Below are 21535 nucleotides of genomic sequence, written 5' to 3' on the forward strand. Positions count from 1 at the left end.
AGTGAGTTAGAAAAAATATGCAAAAAAGGGTATGCTGGGACACCCTAGAATTTAATGAAGATACTCATCACAACACAAGCGGTAGATAAAAATGACCCAATTCTGGGTTTCTTTCACGGATGGTTATTAGAGTTTGCAAAATATTTTGAACGTGTTGAGGTGATTTGTTTGCGGGAAGGAGTGCATACATTACCCGCGCACGTACACGTACACTCATTGGGGAAAGAAAAGGGGGTGAGTTATATTCGGTATCTCTCGAGACTTTTTTACTCTGCATGGACTCTGCGTTCTGAGTACGATGTGGTTTTTTCGCATATGAATCCGCACTACATTGTGCTGTGTGGGTGGCTATGGAGACTCCTTGGGAAACCGATGTTTTTCTGGCGTAACCATGCGCGGATGAATATGCTGACGCGTGTCGCGGCGCGCTTCGCGCGCCGCGTCTTTTATACCTCACCCTTAGCCTGTACGCGCGTGTTTCCGCACGCGCTTCAGATGCCTGTCGGGATTAATACCGAGGTGTTTCAGCCCATGGTGGGAAAGGTACCTAAAGAAAAGTCCCTCCTTTTCTTTGGACGTCTGTCTCCCGTAAAGCGCCCCGAACTTTTTATTGCAGCTGCAAATATGCTTTCTGAATATACGGTGGATGTATACGGTGATGTACAAAATGCAAACGGTGAGTATGGTAATGCCTTACGCAAAAGCGCAGGTAAACACATTACGTTCCATGACGCCGTTACCAACCATGAAGCTCCCGCGATTTATAGCACTCATGAGATTTATGTTAATCTAACCCCAGAAGGAAGTATGGATAAGACAGTTCTTGAGGCGGCAGCGTGTGGCGCTTTGGTGCTTGTGACTAATACCTCATTTAAAGGCATGTTGCCAGACCTGAGTATACTTTCTCATGATTCTGCTGAAGGTGTACGTGACGGTGTATTGCGACTCAGTGCACTTTCAGAGTCAGAAAAAAACGAGTATCGCACCCAACTACAGAAGATGGTACGTGAGCAACATTCGCTTTCAAAATTAGTGGGATTATTACAAGAACAATTTACACAAACAACATGATTGACTTCATAGGAATAGGTGCACAGCGGTCGGGGACATCATGGGTGTATGCGTGCCTCTATGAGCATCCTGAGATTTGTATTCCCATTAAAGAAATTCATTTCTTCAGCCGTCCCCGATATGAAAAGGGTATAGCGTGGTACGAAAATAATTTTGCAAAATGTGATGCAGGAAAAAAGTGTGGAGAGTTCTCTACCTCATATCTGTATTCCGATATTACCGCGACGCGCATTCATGAGCACTATCCTGATATAAAAATAATTGCGATTTTGCGCAACCCCATCGATCGCGCGCTTTCGCAATATGGTAATGCTATCAAGGGTGGGGAAATTCCTGAGTCTATGCCCTTTACGGAATATTACACCACTGAAAAAAGTGTCCTTGAACAAGGACTCTATGCAAAACAACTCGCTCCATACTATGAGCACTTCGACCCATCGCAGATGCTCGTGCTCATCTACGAAGATAACAAAAATGACCCCGAAGCGTTTATAAAAAAAATATATGCATTCCTTGGGGTGAGTACTGATTTTGTTCCGAGTATGCTCCATGAGTCTATCAATGTGACTCGTGTGCCCAAAAATATAGCCCTTGAGAAAAATATGCACCTATTCTCCGAATTTCTACGTAAGAGTGGGCTCGACCGACTGGTGCACATTATACGTCGCCTCGGAATTCCTGATTTGGTACGGCGTTTCAACACAAAACCTCCAAAAAAGGAAGAGGAACCGACATTTGACAGAACTGGCCTTGCGACATATTTCCGTGATGATGCTATGCAACTTTCGAATATTCTTGGCCGCGACCTCGTGACCGAATGGGGACTTCATGAGTAATATAGAGAAATGAAACAACTACTTCGTGATACGTATATTGCACTTGCCCACATAACGGGAGTTTCATGGCTGTATCGTGCACATGTGCGCACAAAGGGTCCTTTGGTGCGTGTGATTGTCTTCCATGACATTGAGGACAGAGAATGGTTTGCGGAGAGTATCAGGACTCTTTGTACGCACTGCCACATGCTCACACCTGAAGAATTTACTGCCGGGAATTTTGATACGAAGCGAATAAACATACTCGTCACCTTTGATGATGGCTACGCTTCGTGGGTGGATGTATGCCTTCCCGCGCTTTTAGAATATAACGTGAAGGCGCTTTTTTTCGTCAATTCAGGGCTCCTTGATGCACAAAATAAAGAAGAGCAAGAGACCTTTGTGCGAGAGAGACTTCTGCTCACAAAGCCACACCGTATCCTTGACTGGGAAGGTGCGCGCACACTTTTGCGTGCGGGCCACACCATAGGTGGCCATACACGTACACACATGCGTCTCAGTGAATTACCTGTGGCAGAGCAGGAGGAAGAAATAAAGGGCGACAAGGTACGTCTCAGTACTATGCTCGGCACGAGCGCTACAGCTATTGCGTATCCCTTTGGCAATCAGGGCGATTATACAGAAGACACGGCGCGCCTTATGAGCGAAGCCGGCTACACTCACGCATTCACAACCGAGGGTGTCTTTGCTGATATGCGTACTCCATACGCAATCTCTCGCCTTTGTATTCCTGATAGTCTTCCACCCACGACACTCCGCAGGTGGGGAGAGGGTGGATACGACCTATACGGTATACTGAAGAAACTATGTGCGCGATAAACGGCATTACTAAAAAAGATGAGGCGCTTGTAACAAAAATGAATGAGCGCACGAAGCACCGTGGCCCTGATGGCTCTTCGGTGTATCAAAGTGGCAACATTACCCTTGGCCATAATCGCCTTGCGATTATCGATACCTCCCACGCTTCCGATCAGCCGATGCAGAGCAATGACGAACGCTATACCATTGTCTTTAATGGTGAGATATATAACTACCGTGAACTCCGTGAAGCGTTGCGTGCACACTATGATTTTAAGACAGAGGGAGATACTGAAGTGCTTCTCGCAGCATACGCTACGTGGGGAAGGGAGATGTTCCCGCGCCTACGGGGCATTTTTGCATTCGCGCTTTGGGACAAGGAGACAGAAACACTTTTCCTCGCACGTGACCACATGGGTGTGAAGCCACTCTATTATACGGAGCGAGACGGAGTACTCACGTTCTCTTCCGAACTCCCCGCAGTCTTGCTTTCTGTCCCTTCACCTACACTCAATATGGAAAGTGTGGGATTTTATCTCAGTATGGAATATGTACCTGCGCCTCAGACACTCGTAGAAGGTGTGTACAAACTCGAAGCAGGGCAGGCGCTTATCTGGAAAGCGGGTGCATACACGACATATTCATTTCTTCAGCCAGTACCAGAGAAAAAAACAGTATCACATGAGGATGTGTACGAGACGATCCAAAAAGCGGTGGAGCGGCAAATGGTGTCCGACCGGCCTATAGGAGCATATCTTTCAGGAGGGTTTGACTCGAGTATTGTGGTGCATCATATGGCACAATTTTCTCCGCATACTCGCACATACTCGGTAGACTTTGAAGCGGTGCGGGGAGAGGAATCTGAAGCGTCAAAGTTTAATGCTGATGCGATACTTGCAAAAGAGACTGGAAAGTTTTTTGGTACCGAACACAAGACACTCACGATTACCCTTGATGCAGTACGAAACTCACTTGAGCAAGTACTTTCCTCGATGAGTGAACCGGTAGCCAACTCTACGGCAGTGACACAGTATCTCCTCAGCGACTTTGTGCGTAAGGACGGCACAATTGTGGTCTTGGGTGGCGATGGTGGTGATGAACTCTTTGGGGGGTATACACGTCATCGTATCGCAATGGGGGCGTACCTCTATCAAACACTTCCGCTTCCTCTACAACATCTCGGAGCGCGGATGAGCCCACGTGTGGGGAAACTTGCGACGCCGTTTGGTACTTCACTCCACAGAGCGCTCATGGTAAAAGATGAAAAGAAAATTCGCCCGTTTCTTTCTCGTGATCTAGGTATCAATGCGAGCACTACAGAATTTTTTAATGCGCAGTATGCAAAGGTGGGGAATACACAGCACCCACTTGATACTTTTATGCAGGTAGACCGCCACACCTGGCTTCCTGATGAGTGCTTTGTACGCTCTGACTATGCTTCTATGGCGCACGGCATTGAACTGAGGGTGCCCTTTGTCGATACGGATGTAGTCTACATGTCTGATCAAATTTCAGTCTGGCACAAGACGCTTCCGCACGAGGGAAAACGCATCATTCGCCACACATATAAAAAGTATCTTCCTCCACATCTCTACAATCAGCCAAAACGGGGATGGCTTTCTCCTGCAGCTAAGTGGTTTCGCGACCCTGTCATCAATGTATTTATGCGGGACACATTTTCCTCTCCGTATTACAATGGCCTCGATAGCCTTTTTGATTGGGAGGCAGTACAGAGGCTTCTTTCTGACCATGTTGAAAAGCGGGGCTATTACCTGTATCCTCTTTGGAACATCCTGGTGCTCCAGGTGTGGGCAAGGGCACACGGCGTGCGTATAGATGAGTATCAAAAAACTTTACTGGGTAGACTACAGTTATAACAGTGTGTATGAAAATAGGATTTATTGGACAGGGTTATGTGGGGAAAAATATTGCAAATGACATTGAGTCGAAGGGACATACCGTGGTGCGGTATGCTCTTGAGAAAGAATACGTAGGGAATAAGGATGCACTCAAGGAGTGCGATATCACGTTTATTGCGGTACCTACTCCTACTACACCTGAGGGGTTTGATTACAGTATCATCGAGAAAAGCCTTTCTCTTCTTCGAGACGGAAGTATTGTTGTAATAAAGTCGACTCTTCTTCCGGGCACAACGCGAAAACTGCAAGATACTTTTCCAAGTTTGGTCATACTTTTTTCTCCAGAATTTCTCTGTGAAGCAACTGCAGCGCACGATGCAGCACATCCTATTGTGAATGTCGTAGGAATATTCCCCGATTCTGCAGGACACCGCACAGCAGGCGAGACCGTCATGCGCATACTCCCGAAGAGCCAGCATGAATTTATTATTCCTATTGAATCAGCGGAACTCTTTAAATACATTCACAACATTCATGGCTTCATGCGGGTGATTTTTTCAAATCTTTGCTATGACCTTGGAGAAAAGTTGGGGGTTGACTGGGTACATGTGGAGCAGATTATGAATGTCGATCCCATGATGTCGCCCTACTACAATGCACCTCTTCACAAGAGCGGCCGTGGCGCAGGAGGACATTGTTTTATCAAGGATATGGCCGCATTTAGCCTCCTCTACCGTGAACTCTGTGTGAATGATACGAGTGGTGTCGAACTCCTCAAACTCATGGAGAAGAAAAATCTGGAACTCCTGGCTTCAACGCAGAAGGATCAGGATTTGGTGAATGGGGTATATGGTGATAGGACGCCTCATTAGTTTAGTATGCTGTATACGGTGTATACTGCATGGGTTTGAATACAAGTAATTATGTAAATCATGAATAGTCAAAAGAAAATAGAGGCTACAATACATCAAGAAATAAAGTCGTATTTTAAAGACCTTCCTAAAAATCATTTTAAGAATCCAAATTGGATTGCTCCTATTGGAGGTGGATACTATGATGATAAAGAGATTACAGCAGTAATGAAGTGTTATATTCATGGTTCTCTTTCTACACAAAAGCCCGTCATAGAATTTGAAAATAAGTTTTGTGCGTACACAGGAAATACTCATGGCATCGCCGTAAATTCAGGAACATCGGCAAACATTCTTGCGTTTAATGCACTCCTCGAAAATGGTGATTTAAAAAAGGGAGACGAAGTTGCGGTTCCCGCGACGACATTCATAAGTGTCGTGACGCCCATTATTCAGCTCGGATTAAAGCCTGTGTATATTGATATTGATCCACAGACACTCAATATGGACATAGGAGCGCTTGAAGAAGCACTCCAAAAAAAGAATAAAATCAAATGTGTCATTATCGTGCACACACTTGGATGTCCTGCTGATATGGAACGGCTTCTCCCAATTGCAAAAAAATATAAGCTCAAAGTAATTGAAGATTGTTGCGAGGCACATGGGGCAAAAATAAAAGGGAAGGTTGTTGGAAGTTTCGGAGATATTGCGACATGGAGTTTTTATGTCGCACACAACATGACGACCGCAGAAGGAGGAATGATTCAGACGAATTCAGATACGTACAATACAATTCTCAGAGACTTACGTGAATTTGGAAGACGAAGAATCCATACGGGGCCACGGTACAGTTATTCATCGGGGAAACTTAAAGACTTTGATGAGCGGTATACCTTCCATAAAATTGGCTGGAATTTCAGAATGGCTGACGCCCCCGCTGCATTTGGTATAGAACAGTTAAAAAAACTCCCTGCAATGAATGCGATTCGTATCAAGAATGCAGAATATTTGAGTAAGCAACTCGCGGGACAGAGCGATATATTCCATTTCCCACCAACATCAGATGGAACATTTGTGCATGCGTACTATACGTTCCCAATTGTCATTAAGGACACTAAGCGTGTCGTCCGTAAAGAATTTGCACGATATCTGGAAGAGCACAAAATCGAGACACGAGCAATTATGTGCGGTACACTCCCCGATCAACCTGGTCTCGTAAAAGCCCCGGGACGAAGTTTTGGCGCTTTGAAAAATAGTCGGTATATTAGGGACAACGCGATATCAATTGGATGTCACCCACTCCTCGGGCGGAAAGAGTTGGATTATATTATTGAGACCATAAAAAACTACATTACCCATGTCAGCTAAAAATATACTCGTTACCGGAGGCACCGGCGCTATTGGTTCGAATCTTATTAAAAGACTCATTGAAATTGATGATTTTGACACCCTCGTCATTCTTGATAACAACTCATCGGGTCATGCTGATAACGCGCACTCACACCCTAAAATTGTGTATGTGTATGGAGATATTTGTGATGACGAAGTGCTGAGTAAGGTATTTGAACACAACATTACGCATGTCTATCACTTGGCAGCAAACTTCGCCAACCAACTCTCGGTTGATTTTCCGGTGAAAGACCTCACCACCAATGGTATTGGTATTGTGAAGTTACTTGAAAAGTCAGTTGCGCATAAGGTAGAAAAATTTTTGTACTCATCATCTTCGTGTGTATACCGACCAACCGGAGAGCCATTTACTGAGACGAGCCCTCTCATGCTTTCGACTCCGTATGCGATTACGAAGTTACTTTCAGAGCATTATGTTACGTTCTTTAGTAAGTTCAAAGGACTCCCTGCAGTTGTCGTTCGTTACTTTAGTAGTTATGGTCCGGGAGATTACCCGGGAAAATTCAGAAGTGTTATTCCAAATTTCTTATGGAGTGCAATGCATGGTATGCCTCTTACCATAACCGGTACCGGCGAAGAGACACGACCATTTACCTACGTCGGCGATATTGTGGAGGGAACTATTGCGGCGATGGAAAAGAGTCAACATAAAGTCCTTAAAAACTACTATACACACCCGCTTGAGGCAGATGACAATCTTGTGTACAACATCGGGACCGAGGTGGCGACAACGATGTCAGATCTTGCACAAAAGGTGAATGCACTCTGTGGTAATAAATCAGAGATTGTGTATGTACCAAGACGTGATTGGGATGTGGTATTACATCGACCTGTCGACGCATCAAAAGCTCGCAAGGAATTGAATTTTGAAGCACAGGTATCACTCGATGAAGGACTCAGGAAGACACTCGACTGGTTTGAATCGGACGGATTCAATAAAAACCATGTGGTCTAAGGGGCTGAGTTTGCAATAAATGTATGGGAGACAGCATTAAAAAAATAAAAGTGCTGTATGTCGTGAATGCACGTATGCCAAACGAGCGTGCAAATGGAGTGCAGATTGCACATACGTGCGAGGGAATTGGGGTGCAGGGTATCGACCTCACTCTGGTGACGAGGTATACACGAGATACGGTGTCAGTCCCTGAGTTCTTTAACCTTGAGGATACATTTCCTCATACGAAGATATGCGCGATAGACATAGAAGGGATCCCATTTCGATACGCACTCCGCAATTTTTCTTTTTTTCTGTGTGCAAACATCTATATTTTTTCTGTATGGTGTCAGTCACTTTTTACACGAAAGAAACTAGTGGTGTATGTACGGGGTGAAGTGGTGCTCTCGTTGATACCACTCTCCTACCTCATGCCTATATTTTTTGAGACTCATCAGATTCGAAATTTTGAAACGTTGTATATATGGGCGCTTCGATGTATGTGTGGTGTTATCGTCATTACTGAGGGACTTAAAAAAAAGTTTGTTGAAGCGTACGCATTACCTGCTGATAGGATTCTTGTCGCTCGAGATGCTGTTGACTTACCAATGTTTGAATCAGTGCTACCGAATAGAGATATTTGGAGTATGCACGGGATTAGAACGGGGAAGAAAATTGTATTGTATGCAGGGACGCTTGCTCCAGAAAAAGGTGTCGAGACATTGGCAGAAGCAGCAGATTTTCTTCCTCAAGATATACATATTGTCTTTCTCGGGGGAACTGAGAACCAAGTGCACTCATTCAAAGAGCGATATGGGCAAAAAAGTAACATTTCTATTTTGGGAAGAGTTGACTATGTTGAGGTACCGCACTATGTTGTATCGGCAGATGTCCTTGTTCTGCCTGATTCTGCTCTGTTTACCTATAGCAATCTATACACGTCACCTATGAAACTTTTTGAATACATGGCAAGTCGCATACCGATTGTGGCATCGAACGTACCGTCACTCCGCGAAGTCCTCGATAGTACCACAGCAACATTCTTTGAGTCAGGAAATGCAGAATCACTTGCAAAGGCAATTCAGGATACACTCAAAGATACGTACGGTTCAAAAATACGCGCAGAGAGCGCGCATAGAGTCGTCTCAGCGTTTACATGGGAACAGAGGACAAAAGCAATTGTAGCGCATATACTAGAGCGAGTTCATAAACGAAACAAATGACAAACCAAGAAACATACGCAGAAAAAATTTATACCAGAAAGGGTATTACGAAAGAAAATGTCTTTACGCATGGTGAGAAAGTTCTTCATATCGGCCCGGGAAAAAAAGCATTGCCTGGCGCCGTTACGATAGATATACTTGATCTGCCGGGTATCGATATTGTGCATGATTTGGATGTGCTCCCGTGGCCTTTTCCCGACAATTCCTTCGACCTTATTTTTGCACATAGTGTATTTGAACATTTGGATAACCAGTTGGCGATTATGAAAGAGATGAAACGCATCTTGAAGCCAAAGGGGAGATTACTTATTGCAGTTCCGTATTTCCGTTGCCCTGATGCCTTTACCGACTCAACTCACAAACACTTCTTCACTACTCGTTCACTTGATTACTATATTGAAGGGAAGGCACTCGCACAGTATGAGTATGTCGATGCGCGGTTTCATCTACGTGGTTTTTGGTATGGTTGGCCACAGGTATCCGGTAATCCACTCGTGAGAATATTTAAGTGGTGTATAGGGAGGTATCCAAAGTTTTACGATTCGCACCTCTCACTTCTTTTTCCTATGAAGATACTTATATGGGAACTTGAAGTTATAAAATAGTATATGCGTGTTGGTATTGTATTACATCCATTCGGTGATTCAAGAAAGGGACTTGAGCAGTATATATTTGAAAGCACTCGTTCTCTGATTGAGTCTTCAAAAACCCCATCTTCTTTTACGGTATTTGTGAAAGGTAATCCTGATACAACAGGATTACCGGAAGGGGTGCGCATAATACATATTCCCCATGTATGGTACTCCCAACTCTATCTCATACGGCACTCCACGTCGTGTGATGTGTTTGTGTTCTTTACCGAGTCAGCCCCACTCTTTTTATGGCGGAAGAGTATTATTGTTTTCTTTGATGCAGCATATTATTACTTTGGAGACACCTCGTTTTTTGCGCGTATACAACGAAGTTTTTTAGCATTATGGAGAGGGTGGATGATGCGACTTTCAAGGCATGTGGTAACTATTTCAGAAGCGTCAAAAAAAGATTTAGTTGAAATTTTTTCGGTACCGAAAGACCATGTGTCTGTCATATATCCTGGATTCAAATCGCTTTATGGTGACATTATTGAAAAAACTGAACAGAATCGTGAACCATATTTTATGTATATTGGTCCCATAAAAGAAAGAAAGAATGTTCTTGGCATCGTGAATGCATTTCTTCTTTTCAAAACTGATACGGGACTACCGCATACATTATTTCTTGTGGGGAGAAAATCGAAAGGTGCATATGAAGAGAAAGTGGATGCACGCATAGAGGAGAGTGAATACAAAGACGCAATTGTCTTTAAGACGAATGTTTCGGATGCAGATTTGGGTGAGGTGTATCGAAACGCAACAGCACTTGTCTTTCCAAGTCTTCTTGAAGGATTTGGACTACCCGTACTTGAGGCACTCAGTTGCAATTGTATGGTAATTACCTCTTCTACCACGAGCACCAAAGAAGCATTGGGAGATGTGGGTATGCTTGTTGATCCAAAAAATGAGCGGGAGATTGCTGCTGCGATGGCTCTTGTGGCGCGAGGTGAGTACGATAGAGCACTTTTTATTGAAAACGCAAAAAAACAGTCGACCTTTTTTACCTGGGAAAAATCGGGAGAAGCGTGGAATAGAGTGCTCCGCAAGAGTGCGAATCTTGAAAATACGTAGTACAGTACTCTGACATATGCTTACAAAGAAAGCCTTCATAACGGGAATAACTGGCCAAGATGGGTCCTATCTTGCACCACTGCTTTTAGATAAGGGGTATGAGGTGCATGCACTTTTTCGACACTCAGGCATCGACTTACCTATTTATGTTGATGATTTGATACGAAGTAAGAAAATTATCCCGCATGAGGGTTCTCTGACGAATCTGGCATCCCTGCATACCATTTTACACGACGTAAAGCCGGACGAAGTATATAATTTGGCTGCTCAGTCATTTGTATCTGAATCATTTAAAAACCCTGTGGATACCTGGGACGTGAACTATTACGGTGTGGGACGACTGGTAAACGAAGCGGTGAGTGCAAATCCGAAAGTGCGCATATACCAAGCATCAACGAGTGAGATGTTTGGTAATTCACCTGCTCCTCAGAATGAGCACACACCGTTTGACCCCCAGAGTCCGTACGCTGCGTCAAAGGCGCTCGCGCATGAAGACTTTATTGTCCATAAAAGAAAATCCCAAAATATATACGCCGTCTCGGGAATTTTGTTTAATCATGAATCACCGCGAAGAGGGAGACATTTTGTCACACGAAAAATTACCTTTACCTTAGCAAAAATAGCTGCGGGGCTTGAGGAGTGTCTTGAACTCGGGAATTTGAATGCGGTACGTGATTGGGGGCATGCGGAGGATTATATTGAAGCGATGTATCTCATGTTGCAACAAGACGTGCCCGATGATTATGTCATTGCGAGTGGTGTGTCACACTCGGTACGAGATTTTGTAACTATTGCGGCTTTGTATTTTAATATTGAGATTGCATGGGAAGGGGAGGCTGAGTCTGAAGTAGGGCGAAACAAAAAGACAGGGAACGTAGTTGTAAAAGTAAATCCTGAGTTTTATCGTCCTCAGGAAGTAAATTTTATTCAGGGTGACCCAGCGAAAGCATACACACAACTCGGGTGGAAACCACGTCACACCTTTGAGAGTCTCGTAACAGAAATGGTTACCGCAGATCAACTTTTAGTAGCGCGAGAATATAAACTATAAAATAATGGTCCACAGTACACGTTTACGAATACTCGTCTTATTTATACTGTCAGTATTGTTTTTCCCATTTCGTGGAAAAGCAACGCGGGTAAAAAAGGATACTAAAAGGGTAGGAATCATCTACCTCACCGGAAATGTGGGTGATATGGTTTTCTGTACGCCTGTATTTCGAGCACTGAAAAACGCAAAGCCAGAGAGTGAAATGTATGTTATTGGGCGCAAGCGAAATGCTGATACCCTCAGGTATAACCCCGACGTGCACACGTACATTGAATGCCCACAGACAGTACGCGCACTCTTTAAAGAAGTGCGTTCACTCAAGCTCGACTACGCATACCTCCTCAACCCCTCAGTACTCGAGCTCGCCATTTTTTACCTTGCGGGTGTTCCTGCCATTGCAACTTTTTCTGCACCCGTTGCATCTGCAGAAACAAAAACATATAAAATACTCAAGCACCTCTGTCTCCAGATTCCATTTACTGCAGGAGCGAACTTTGCTACCGAAAACTTAAGACTGCTCAGTCCTCTCGGCATAGTCTCGACGGATGTACGAAAACACCTTTTCTTTTCGGAGGAGGCGGACGCCGCTATCTTGGAGTTTCTAAAAGAAAATCATGTTACCCCCAGAGTAGATTTCATCATTGCACTTGCCCCCGGAGCAGGTACCAAAGAGAAGCAGTGGCCTGCAGATAGATTTGCCCGGCTTGCAGATTATCTCTATGCAAAATATGGGAAACCTATATTTATAGTGGGAGGGCCAGGTGACACAGAAGAATTCAAGCAGATGTCTCTTGCACTCAGTCGAAAGACACAGATTGTCTCATGTCTTCATCACTCTATTGATGAACTCAAAGCATTTATGTCGCATATTGATTTGATTGTTGCAAATGATAGCGCCCCAATCTATATTGCTGAAGCATTTGATAAGGCTACGGTCACCATCGTGGGTCCTACCGATGAAAGTGAGCACCCACCCACAGGTCCAAAACATCGTTTGGCAAAGAGTACGGGAAGAGGGGCTCCGGTACTCGCTGCATGGAATCTAGAGCGCCAACCTGAAATCCAAAATGATGCATTAGAACAGATTGCACAAGTTACCTATGAGGACGTAGAGCGTGTTGTGGATGAATTGATTATTTCTCTCGTACAGAAACGATACTGATTTTAAATTTATTATTTCTTATGATACATTTGACGCTATGAAAAAGGCATTAATTACAGGAATTACAGGACAAGACGGCTCATATTTAGCTGAATTTTTGTTGGACAAAGGATATGAAGTGCACGGTGTTATGCGAAGATGCAGTACGGAACCGTTGATTCGAATCCAGGATATCGTGTTTGAAGGGAAGGTCACTCTCCATATGGGAGATTTACGAGATTATGAAGCCATTAAGCGAATCATCACAAAGGTTTCTCCTGATGAAATATACAATCTCGCAGCACAATCAGATGTAGGGATTTCTTTTATGTGCCCTGAAGAAGCGTTTGCGATAAACTATGAAGGAGTGGGAAATGTTGTAAAAGCGGCATTCGAACATAATAAAAACATTCGTATATACCAAGCATCCACCAGTGAAATGTTTGGTAAGACGAATCCACCGCAAAGTGAATCAGCACTGTTTCAGCCCGTGAGCCCGTATGCCGAAGCAAAACTCAAAGCACATGAAGAGTACGTTGTTGGGTACAGAGACAATCATGGTATGCACATATCTTCAGGTATCCTTTTCAATCACGAATCACCACGAAGAGGGAAGCACTTTGTGACACGAAAAATTACCCACTCGCTTGCAAAAGTGAAACTGGGGCTTCAGACACATGTTACCCTTGGGAATCTTGAATCAAAACGTGATTGGGGATTTGCAGGCGATTATGTGGAGATGATGTGGCTTATGCTTCAGCAAGAGATACCTGACGACTATGTCATTGCAACGGGAGAATCTCGTTCAGTTCGTGATTTTGTTGAAGCAACAGCAAAGGCTCTTCATATGGATATAGCATGGGAAGGCGAAGGAGTTAAGGAGGTAGGAAAAGACGCACAGGGAAATGTCATTGTGCGTATCTCAGAGAAGTTTTATCGACCTGCAGAAGTAGACTACCTCCTTGGTGACGCCTCGAAAGCAAAAGAGAAATTAGGTTGGACCCCAAAAACATCTTTTCAGGAACTTGTAGATATGATGGTTGCATCAGACCTGAATGATGCAAAGTTTGAAGAGCTTAAAAAACAAGTCAACATGCAAAATTGATATTCTTTGCATAACTAAAAATCTATTAGCAATATGCACATAACTACGTAAAGAATATGCAGATACTCATTCCGTGCTCACCGGGGGAACTCATCGATAAGATTACTATTTTGGAAATTAAACTGAGTGAGATTACTGATGTAGCAAAAATTGAGAATATAAAAAAAGAACTCTCGCTTCTCACGGAGGTGCTTAATCGGGAAATTCCTAGTTCGGAAGCACTTGAAGTGCTCCATACTGAATTAAGAACTGCCAATAAGAAAATTTGGGATACGGAGAATGATGTTCGGCAGTTTTGGAATGAAGACGCACTCTTTCTTAAAGCGTCCCGTGGCTCGCATTTTAATAATGATGAGCGTGCGCGGGTGAAGCGGGCAATCAATGAACTGCTTGGGTCAGGAATCATGGAGGAAAAGTCACACCCGAAGTATGAACAAAAAATGTAGACGAGCCTGTATCACGGGTGCGTTTGGTCAAGATGGATCATATCTTTCTGAACACCTGCTCAGAGAGGGTTATGAGGTGCTCGGCTTGGTGCATAGAGATGATGTGGATGCACAGAGCGCTATCTTCCAACTACTTACCGCGCACCCCCATTTCACTCTCTGTGTCGGCAGCCTTTCGGACCTTAATTCATTTGCATCAAAGATTGATGCATTTGCTCCCGATGAGATTTATAACCTCGCCGCTATTTCTGATTTAAAAACTGCACGAGAGCATCCAGAACTCACGATGGACGTTAATTTTCATGCGGTCCGAAACCTTGTCGAACACAGTACAGGTACCAACTCCGACGTGCGCATATTTCAAGCACTTTCTTCAAGAATACTTACCCCCGATACAGAAGGAGTAATCACAGAGGAATCAACTCTTATGGAGTCTCAAAATGCGTATGACAGGGCAAAACGTGCGTCATACGAGGAAGTGGTACTTCCATACCGAAACAAAGGATTTTTTATTGCGTCAGGGTTTTTATGCAATCACGAATCTCCACGGAGAGGTGAACGTTTTGTTACCGGAAAGATTGCACAGAGTGTCGCGCGTATTGCATCGGGTAAAGAGGAGGTTTTGTATGTGGGAAATGTCGGTGCAAAAAGGGATTGGAGTTATGCAGGAGATTTTGCTGTTGCGATGCACGCCATCCTTTGCCTTGAATCACCCGATGATTTTGTTATCGGTTCAGGAGAACTCCATACGGTGCAGGATTTTATTGATGTGGCGTTTAGGGTTACCGATATAAAATTAACTTGGGAGGGAACTGGTGTCGATGCAAAAGCCTACGACACGAAGGGAAACCTTCGTGTCGCTGTGGATGAGCGGTTCTATCAGCGTGATGATAATCCTGTGGTATCAGATACCACTAAAATTCGGGAGGTTACCGGATGGTCACCCAAAGTTTCTTTTGAGGAATTGGTTACACGGATGGTTGAGGCAGAACTTGAAAAATTGCAATAACCTCAAAACGTTACAATTTCAAATTTTGGACAGGGTACGATAAATGCACCGCCGTTTTTTAGATAGTCTGCTTCTCGAATTTTAAATTCATGAATGAAATGCCATGGAAGGACAAGCATGTAATCAGGTTTCTTGCTGCGTGCTTCATCTTCAGAAAAGATAGGAATATTTGAACCTGCGGTTTTCTTTCCATATTTTATTTCAGAGCGTTCTGCGATACCGTCTATATGCGAATTATTGAGCCCGTACCATTGGAGCAGGGTATTGCCTTTTGTTGAGGCTCCATACCCCCACACCGTTTTTCCCTCTGCCCGCACCTTTAGGATAAACTCCATTGTTTGTTTTTTCAGTTCTTGGATTTTATCAAAGAAGGAGAGATACGTCTGTGGATCTTTGAGGTTCATTTGCTCCTCGAGTGCACGAATACCCTCTACCCGCATTTCAGCAACGTCTCGATAGGGTGAGGTGGCAAAAAGAGATGCGGTCGCATTTTTCTTTCGGATATAGATTCTGAAACTTCCTCCATTGATATCATTTAACTCACAGTCAACGACTGAAAAGTCGTGTTGGTCGAGGAGGTAGGTGAGGGATTCGAGACTGTAGTACTCAAGATGTTCATGGCAGATGTTATCGAAAGCAAGTTGTTTGAGCATAAGGGGGAGATAACTCATTTGAATTATCCAGAGCCCTTCATCATCGAGCGCTGCGCTAATGTCGTTTACAAATGCATGAGGATCTTCCAAGTCGTAAAACATTGCGATTGAGGTGATTACCTTGGCCCGCTTATGTCCTGTGGCTTTAAATTTTTCGGCGGTAAAGTAGTCAGCGACGATAGTATCTGCATGCTTCTTTGACTCTGCCTCAAGGAATGTGTTGAGTGCAGGATCAAATCCAATGCGAGTTACGGAAGGGTCGACGTTTGAAAGAAGTGTGCCGTCGTTACAGCCGATATCGAGCCATACGTCGCCTGCGGTCGGGCGAATGAGTTTTGTTGCTCGCTCTGCGATTTCTTTGAGTTCATTGCGCATGGTGTTATTGGTGCCCGAGCGATACCAATACTCGCGGTACATTTCATCAAAGTCCGCAGTATGCGCAAGTTGCACAAGGCCAGACTTTGGTGCCAGCATGAGCTTAAGCTCGACAGGAGTGAGTCGTGGCTCTGCATCTTGGTCGATAAAGTCTGATATATGTAGTTCACCCAACGTGAAAAGCTCTACGAGCGGTTCGCCCGAGATACGACAGGTACTTCGCTCAGGAATTTGATTAGACATGGTAGGATTATAACGTGCTAGACATTAAGGGACAAGATTGTTCCGTACGTATTGAACACATGATTTTACCATAGAAAATTATGTTAAAAGGTATATACTAGAACACAAATTTGAATTTATTGAAATAGCGTACATTAAAACTTTAGAGAATTATATAAAGTTTTATACGAGATAACACATATGATTAAACAAGTAATTAAAAAGGGACTTGCTGCAGCGCAGATTTGTAACCCCGCTCTTGGCGTCAAAATAACTCCAGAAGCAAAAGCGGCGATTCTTTTGAAACAGGCAAAACCAGAAATGAGTATTTTTGTCGAAACGGGCACTGAATATGGGGCTATGATTGAGATGGTTGGGGATAGGTTTAAAAAAATCTACTCCATAGAATATGATAAGAAACTCTATACTGATGCGTGCAAAAAATTCTCACAAAGGAATGATATCGTTTTTATTCATGGAGATAGTGGTGTAGAACTTACCAAGGTAGTTGCTCTGTTAACAGAACCAGCACTCTTTTGGCTTGATGCACATGGAGCGGGTAAAATGACGGTTAAAAACCCATTACACTGTCCGGTGGAAAAAGAACTTCATGCTATTTTTTCTCACAGTATTCAAGGGCACGTCATCATCATCGATGACGTCCGACACTTCGACCGCCATACTATTGGGGTTATAAAGAGTCTCGCTAAAAAACATGGCTACACCGCTACAGTGGTAGATGGATTATTCGTCTTGAGATAGTTATTCTGATATGGAACGTAAAAAAAACATCATTGGCATAATCCCTGCGCGTATGGGGTCGTCTCGCTTCCCAGGGAAGCCACTTGAGAAGATTCTTGGGCTTCCTATGATTGCGCATGTGTATTATAGGGCGAAGATGAGTGGGGTGTTGAGTGAGGTATACATTGCCACGTGTGATGAGGAGATTAAAGCGTATGGTGAGAGTATTGGGGCAAAAGTCATTATGACAAAAGATACCCATGAGCGTGCATCAGATAGAGCAGCAGAAGCGGTAGAAAAGATTGAGAAATCTACAGGAGAAATTGTAGACATCGTAGTGATGATTCAGGGGGACGAGCCGATGCTTGTTCCCGAGATGATTGATCTCTCAGTACAGCCTTTTCATGATGATGTTACAACGAAAGTGGTAAATTTAATGGCATCCATTAAAACCGAGGCAGAGTTTGTTGATCCAAACTGTCCAAAGGTTGTTGTCGATAAAAATAGCAATGCATTATATTTTTCTCGTGAGCCAATTCCTTCAACAAAAAAATGGAAAGGGGGACCAGTACCTATGTATAAGCAAGTCTGTGTGATTCCTTTTACCCGTGAATTTCTCATTGAATATAGTTCATGGGCGCCTACACCACTTGAAGAGGTTGAGTCGATTGATATGAATCGAGTTTTGGAATATGGCCATAAAGTGAAGATGGTGTATGAGGAGTTTGAGACATACTGTGTGGATACACCGGAAGATTTGAAGCGAGTTGAAGAGTATATGCAGAATGATATGCTGATGGAGAAGTATGGTTGAAACAAGTATCATCATTAGAACCTTCAATGAAGAGAAACATCTCGGAAATCTTCTTGATGCAATAAAAAAACAGTCATATACGGATTGGGAAATTATTGTTGTGGACTCAGGCTCCACGGACAAAACTCTTGAGATTGCAAAGGAGCGTGGTGTGCAGATTATAAAAATTGAAAGTCGTGATTTTACCTTTGGGTATTCACTCAATGTTGGTTGCAAAGCAAGTGTGGGAAAGTATCTTGTCTTCGCTTCGGCGCACGTACTTCCTGTTGATACTGAGTGGCTTTCACAACTCACTACATCGCTCAAAGATGAGAGGGTCGGGATGGTGTATGGACGACAGCAGGGAAACGACGCATCAAAGTTTTCTGAACGGATGGACTTTATGCGTATCTTCGGTACGGCTCCCTCAAGTGATAATGCCTTACTTACCTATGCTAATAACGCAAACGCTGCAATTAAAAAATCTCTCTGGGAAGAAACGCCCTTTGATGAGTATCTTTTTGGATTAGAGGATATAGATTGGGCACGAAAGATGACGGAGAAGGGGTATCTCGTCCGGTATGAACCAAAAGCCTCGGTATATCATATTCATGATGAGCAGTGGTACCAGGTGCTCAATCGGTATCGAAGAGAGGCCATTGCTGCTGTGCGTATTGGTCTTGCAAGACCACCACAAGCAAAACTCGGTGTTGTTTGGTTATTTATTTATTTTTTCCTTGACCTTGTCTATTCTTTCCCAAATTATACAGACACACGACTTAAAGAAATCATTAAGTTTCGTTATTACCAGTGGAAGGGAAGTCGATTAGGATGGAGTCAAGGTAAAGGTATTGATCTAGAAAGAGAGCGAAATAGCGCTTTTTTTCCTGTACAAAATTGGTCCGTTGTTATTAAAGGTCCGCATAAGGCAGAACTTGAGGAGACTGCATTGCCCGACATGAAGCCAGGGGACGTACTCGTAAAGGTAGACTATGTTGGGGTTTGTCGTACTGATTTAGAAGTACATGAGGGCACACTCGGCTACTACCGAGATGGTGTTGCTGCGTACCCTATTATTCCTGGGCATGAGTTTGCAGGCACAATAGTGCGTATTGGATCAAATAATAAATTTCAAGAACGATTCAAAATCGGTCAAAGAATTGTGGGGGAATGTATTCTTTCACGTGATGACGCACATAGGCAGGAAGTAGGTGTTATTAATGTAAATGGTGCGTATAGTCAGTATGTCGTGGTGCCAGGTGACTCGCTCCATAAAATTCCCGAGGGAATGGACTCAAAAACTGCAGTGCTCGCGGAGCCACTCGCGGTTGTGTTGCGTGCACTCCGTCGTATCGAATCACGCATATCAGGCAATTCAAAAATTGCAGTAGTCGGCGCTGGTCAGATTGGTAACCTCTGTACACAAGTACTTTCACTTCACGGACACAGAGTGACCCTCTTTGATAGGGATGCACAGCGACTGCGTATGGCGGGTGAAAATGTACATCACACGTCGACGGCACTTACCGGTATAGGAGATTTTGACGTCATTGTTGAAGCGAGTGGTTCCAAACAAGCGCTGGAGCAAGTTCTCAAAGAGAGTCATGTTGATGCAACACTCCTCCTCCTCGGGTTTCCGTATGGTGATATGCAATACAACTTTGAGGACTTTGTTGGAAAGGAAAAAGTGATTGTGGGCTCGGTGGGTGCTGATGATGTTGATTTTGATAGAGCGCTCGAACTTTTACCAAAACTCGATATGAAACATTTTACTGAAGTAATTATGCCACTCCAAGATTTTCAAAAAGCATGGACTACGCATAAGACCTTCGCACACCTCAAAATCATTTTGCAGCCATGAAGACATATATTGCTGAGTTGGTATATATGAGCTCTGCGGTACTCGGAGAAGGTCCACTATGGGATGAGAAAAGAGGTGTACTTTGGTGGGTTGATATTGTAGGAGGGCAGGTACACAAATTCAACCCGGGAACGAAACAAGATGAGATATTTTCTATAGGTACTCCTGTCGGAGCAGTAGTCCTCGACAAAGAGGGGCACCTCATACTTGCAGTGAAAAACGGCTTTGCTCGGTACGATACAGAAACAAATACCCTTGAAATGCTTGCGACCGTTGAGCATACAAATAAAAGTATACGGTTTAATGATGGAAAGTGTGATCCGTATGGTCGTCTTTGGGCGGGGACTTTAGCTGAAGATGGTACTCCTGATGCGGGGAGATTATTTTGCCTTGAGCATGATTTTTCAGTTACAGAAAAACAGAGTGGTGTAGGAATATCAAACGGTATTGGATGGAATGCGAATGAGGATACTATGTATTATATTGATTCGCAGAGTCAACAGGTTGTCGCATATGAGTACGATAAAGATAGTGGTGCCATCACGCACCCGCGCACCATAGTGACGATTGATGAAGCCGAAGGTACCCCAGACGGTATGTGTGTCGATTCTGAAGGAATGGTATGGGTTGCACTTTGGGGTGGGGGAAAGGTGGTTCGCATTAATCCAGACAACGGAGAAAGACTTGCTGAAGTACAAGTTCCAGATGTTACACATGTTACTTCGTGTACATTTGGTGGAAAAGACATGAACATACTTTTTATTACGACCGCACGACAAGGACTTACCCCAGAAGAGGAAAAGAATGAACCGTATGCGGGTAGTATTTTTGCAGTTGAAACTGATACAACAGGGCGCTTTGCCCATACATACAAAGGTGGAAAATAGTTGAAATTTTCTAAATTGTGTGTTTTAATCCAAACGAAGCACATTTCGTTTCATTGATATTTACAGGAGGATGCTGTGAGAACAAATAAGCATGTGTACGGCGAACGCGCAATTTGGGTGAAGGGCACAGAGGCGAAAATGGCAAAAGAAGGTCATTTAACGGTCATTATTCGGGAAGGAGACCGTTCTGACCCTGTCAGGACACCAATGCAGTGGTTGCCGTTGTTTGAATCGATTCCTGTGTACTGCATTGCCGTTCCTGGCGATCAAGTAAACGGAATCGCTCCACAGTTTGAACGGGATGAAGGAATTGCCGTCAAAGTTGTCCGTCGGACGGTTACGCGACTCCTTGATATAAAGAATAGTGACCTCAACTATTTGGGTGGATCTGCTGTCCCACGAAATAAGGAGTTCATAGAACGTTACCTTAAGGAAGAACTGTCGCCAGGGAAGACCTTTTCTCGGTTTGCTGTCTTGACCATTTACTGGGTCGTGTATCTTCCAAAGGAACCTCCTGCTCTCGACTAATACGCTTGACGCATCTTTGAACCACCCAAAACACCGGG

Annotated in this window: 21 protein-coding genes; 20 read left to right on the forward strand and 1 reads right to left on the reverse strand. The window is 43.8% G+C overall.

Annotated elements, in window-relative coordinates; genetic code table 11:
- The first annotated feature begins 54 nt into the window (after positions 1-54).
- From IPH92_05160 to IPH92_05230, 15 genes are read left to right on the forward strand one after another with little or no spacing between them, the layout of a single operon-like run.
- The gene (locus tag IPH92_05160) at positions 55-1071 is read left to right on the forward strand and encodes a glycosyltransferase family 4 protein (GenBank protein ID QQR64908.1); all 1017 of its coding nucleotides are present in this window, start codon (positions 55-57) and stop codon (positions 1069-1071) included.
- Entirely contained in the window at positions 1068-1907 is an 840-nt protein-coding gene (locus IPH92_05165) for a sulfotransferase (GenBank protein ID QQR64909.1), read from the forward strand. Before IPH92_05160 ends, IPH92_05165 begins: the two co-directional genes overlap by 4 nt.
- A 9-nt stretch (positions 1908-1916) precedes the next feature.
- Entirely contained in the window at positions 1917-2726 is an 810-nt protein-coding gene (locus tag IPH92_05170) for a polysaccharide deacetylase family protein (protein ID QQR64910.1), read from the forward strand.
- Positions 2714-4582, forward strand: a complete 1869-nt coding sequence (asnB, locus tag IPH92_05175; GenBank protein ID QQR64911.1) for an asparagine synthase (glutamine-hydrolyzing) — start codon at positions 2714-2716, stop codon at positions 4580-4582. The genes IPH92_05170 and asnB overlap by 13 nt, the downstream gene beginning before the upstream one ends.
- 8 nt (positions 4583-4590) lie before the next feature.
- Positions 4591-5436, forward strand: a complete 846-nt coding sequence (locus tag IPH92_05180; GenBank protein ID QQR64912.1) for a hypothetical protein — start codon at positions 4591-4593, stop codon at positions 5434-5436.
- A 60-nt stretch (positions 5437-5496) separates the two neighbouring features.
- Positions 5497-6783, forward strand: coding sequence for a DegT/DnrJ/EryC1/StrS family aminotransferase (locus IPH92_05185; GenBank protein ID QQR64913.1), 1287 nt, complete (start codon positions 5497-5499; stop codon positions 6781-6783).
- Positions 6773-7780 (forward strand): NAD-dependent epimerase/dehydratase family protein, encoded by a 1008-nt coding sequence (locus IPH92_05190; GenBank protein ID QQR64914.1) that lies wholly within the window; start codon positions 6773-6775, stop codon positions 7778-7780. Before IPH92_05185 ends, IPH92_05190 begins: the two co-directional genes overlap by 11 nt.
- A 23-nt stretch (positions 7781-7803) precedes the next feature.
- The gene (locus IPH92_05195; protein ID QQR64915.1) at positions 7804-8982 is read left to right on the forward strand and encodes a glycosyltransferase; all 1179 of its coding nucleotides are present in this window, start codon (positions 7804-7806) and stop codon (positions 8980-8982) included.
- Complete coding sequence (locus IPH92_05200) at positions 8979-9587, forward strand: methyltransferase domain-containing protein (protein ID QQR64916.1); 609 nt, start codon at positions 8979-8981, stop codon at positions 9585-9587. Before IPH92_05195 ends, IPH92_05200 begins: the two co-directional genes overlap by 4 nt.
- Before the next feature lie 3 nt (positions 9588-9590).
- Positions 9591-10685 carry a glycosyltransferase family 4 protein gene (locus IPH92_05205; protein ID QQR64917.1) on the forward strand — a complete coding sequence of 365 codons (1095 nt, stop codon included), beginning with the start codon at positions 9591-9593 and terminating at the stop codon, positions 10683-10685.
- 16 nt (positions 10686-10701) lie between these two features.
- Complete coding sequence (locus IPH92_05210; protein QQR64918.1) at positions 10702-11736, forward strand: GDP-mannose 4,6-dehydratase; 1035 nt, start codon at positions 10702-10704, stop codon at positions 11734-11736.
- A 55-nt stretch (positions 11737-11791) separates the two neighbouring features.
- Positions 11792-12898: a glycosyltransferase family 9 protein gene (locus IPH92_05215; protein ID QQR64919.1), complete on the forward strand. Its 1107-nt coding sequence runs from the start codon at positions 11792-11794 to the stop codon at positions 12896-12898.
- A 37-nt stretch (positions 12899-12935) separates the two neighbouring features.
- Complete coding sequence (gene gmd / locus IPH92_05220; protein QQR64920.1) at positions 12936-13982, forward strand: GDP-mannose 4,6-dehydratase; 1047 nt, start codon at positions 12936-12938, stop codon at positions 13980-13982.
- Between the two features lie 56 nt (positions 13983-14038).
- Positions 14039-14428 carry a hypothetical protein gene (locus IPH92_05225; protein ID QQR64921.1) on the forward strand — a complete coding sequence of 130 codons (390 nt, stop codon included), beginning with the start codon at positions 14039-14041 and terminating at the stop codon, positions 14426-14428.
- Entirely contained in the window at positions 14412-15437 is a 1026-nt protein-coding gene (locus IPH92_05230; GenBank protein ID QQR64922.1) for a GDP-mannose 4,6-dehydratase, read from the forward strand. Before IPH92_05225 ends, IPH92_05230 begins: the two co-directional genes overlap by 17 nt.
- Positions 15438-15439: 2 nt before the next feature.
- Here the strand turns inward: IPH92_05230 and IPH92_05235 are convergent, their stop codons facing one another.
- The gene (locus tag IPH92_05235; GenBank protein QQR64923.1) at positions 15440-16708 is read right to left on the reverse strand and encodes a methyltransferase domain-containing protein; all 1269 of its coding nucleotides are present in this window, start codon (positions 16706-16708) and stop codon (positions 15440-15442) included.
- A gap of 180 nt (positions 16709-16888) precedes the next feature.
- Here IPH92_05235 and IPH92_05240 point away from each other — a divergent pair, with 180 nt between their 5' ends.
- The 5 genes from IPH92_05240 (at position 16889) to IPH92_05260 (ending at position 21497) form a co-directional block, all read left to right on the forward strand.
- Positions 16889-17449: a hypothetical protein gene (locus tag IPH92_05240; GenBank protein ID QQR64924.1), complete on the forward strand. Its 561-nt coding sequence runs from the start codon at positions 16889-16891 to the stop codon at positions 17447-17449.
- Positions 17450-17459: 10 nt separating this feature from the next.
- Positions 17460-18242: a 3-deoxy-manno-octulosonate cytidylyltransferase gene (gene kdsB / locus IPH92_05245; GenBank protein QQR64925.1), complete on the forward strand. Its 783-nt coding sequence runs from the start codon at positions 17460-17462 to the stop codon at positions 18240-18242.
- Positions 18235-20082, forward strand: coding sequence for a glycosyltransferase (locus IPH92_05250; protein ID QQR64926.1), 1848 nt, complete (start codon positions 18235-18237; stop codon positions 20080-20082). Before kdsB ends, IPH92_05250 begins: the two co-directional genes overlap by 8 nt.
- On the forward strand, positions 20079-20969 hold the full coding sequence (locus IPH92_05255) for an SMP-30/gluconolactonase/LRE family protein (GenBank protein ID QQR64927.1): 891 nt from the start codon (positions 20079-20081) through the stop codon (positions 20967-20969). Before IPH92_05250 ends, IPH92_05255 begins: the two co-directional genes overlap by 4 nt.
- 138 nt (positions 20970-21107) lie before the next feature.
- On the forward strand, positions 21108-21497 hold the full coding sequence (locus tag IPH92_05260) for a hypothetical protein (GenBank protein ID QQR64928.1): 390 nt from the start codon (positions 21108-21110) through the stop codon (positions 21495-21497).
- Positions 21498-21535 lie beyond the last annotated feature (38 nt).

The sequence above is a fragment of the Candidatus Kaiserbacteria bacterium genome (assembly GCA_016699245.1).
GTDB lineage: Bacteria > Patescibacteriota > Minisyncoccia > Phycocordibacterales > UBA918 > Damh-18.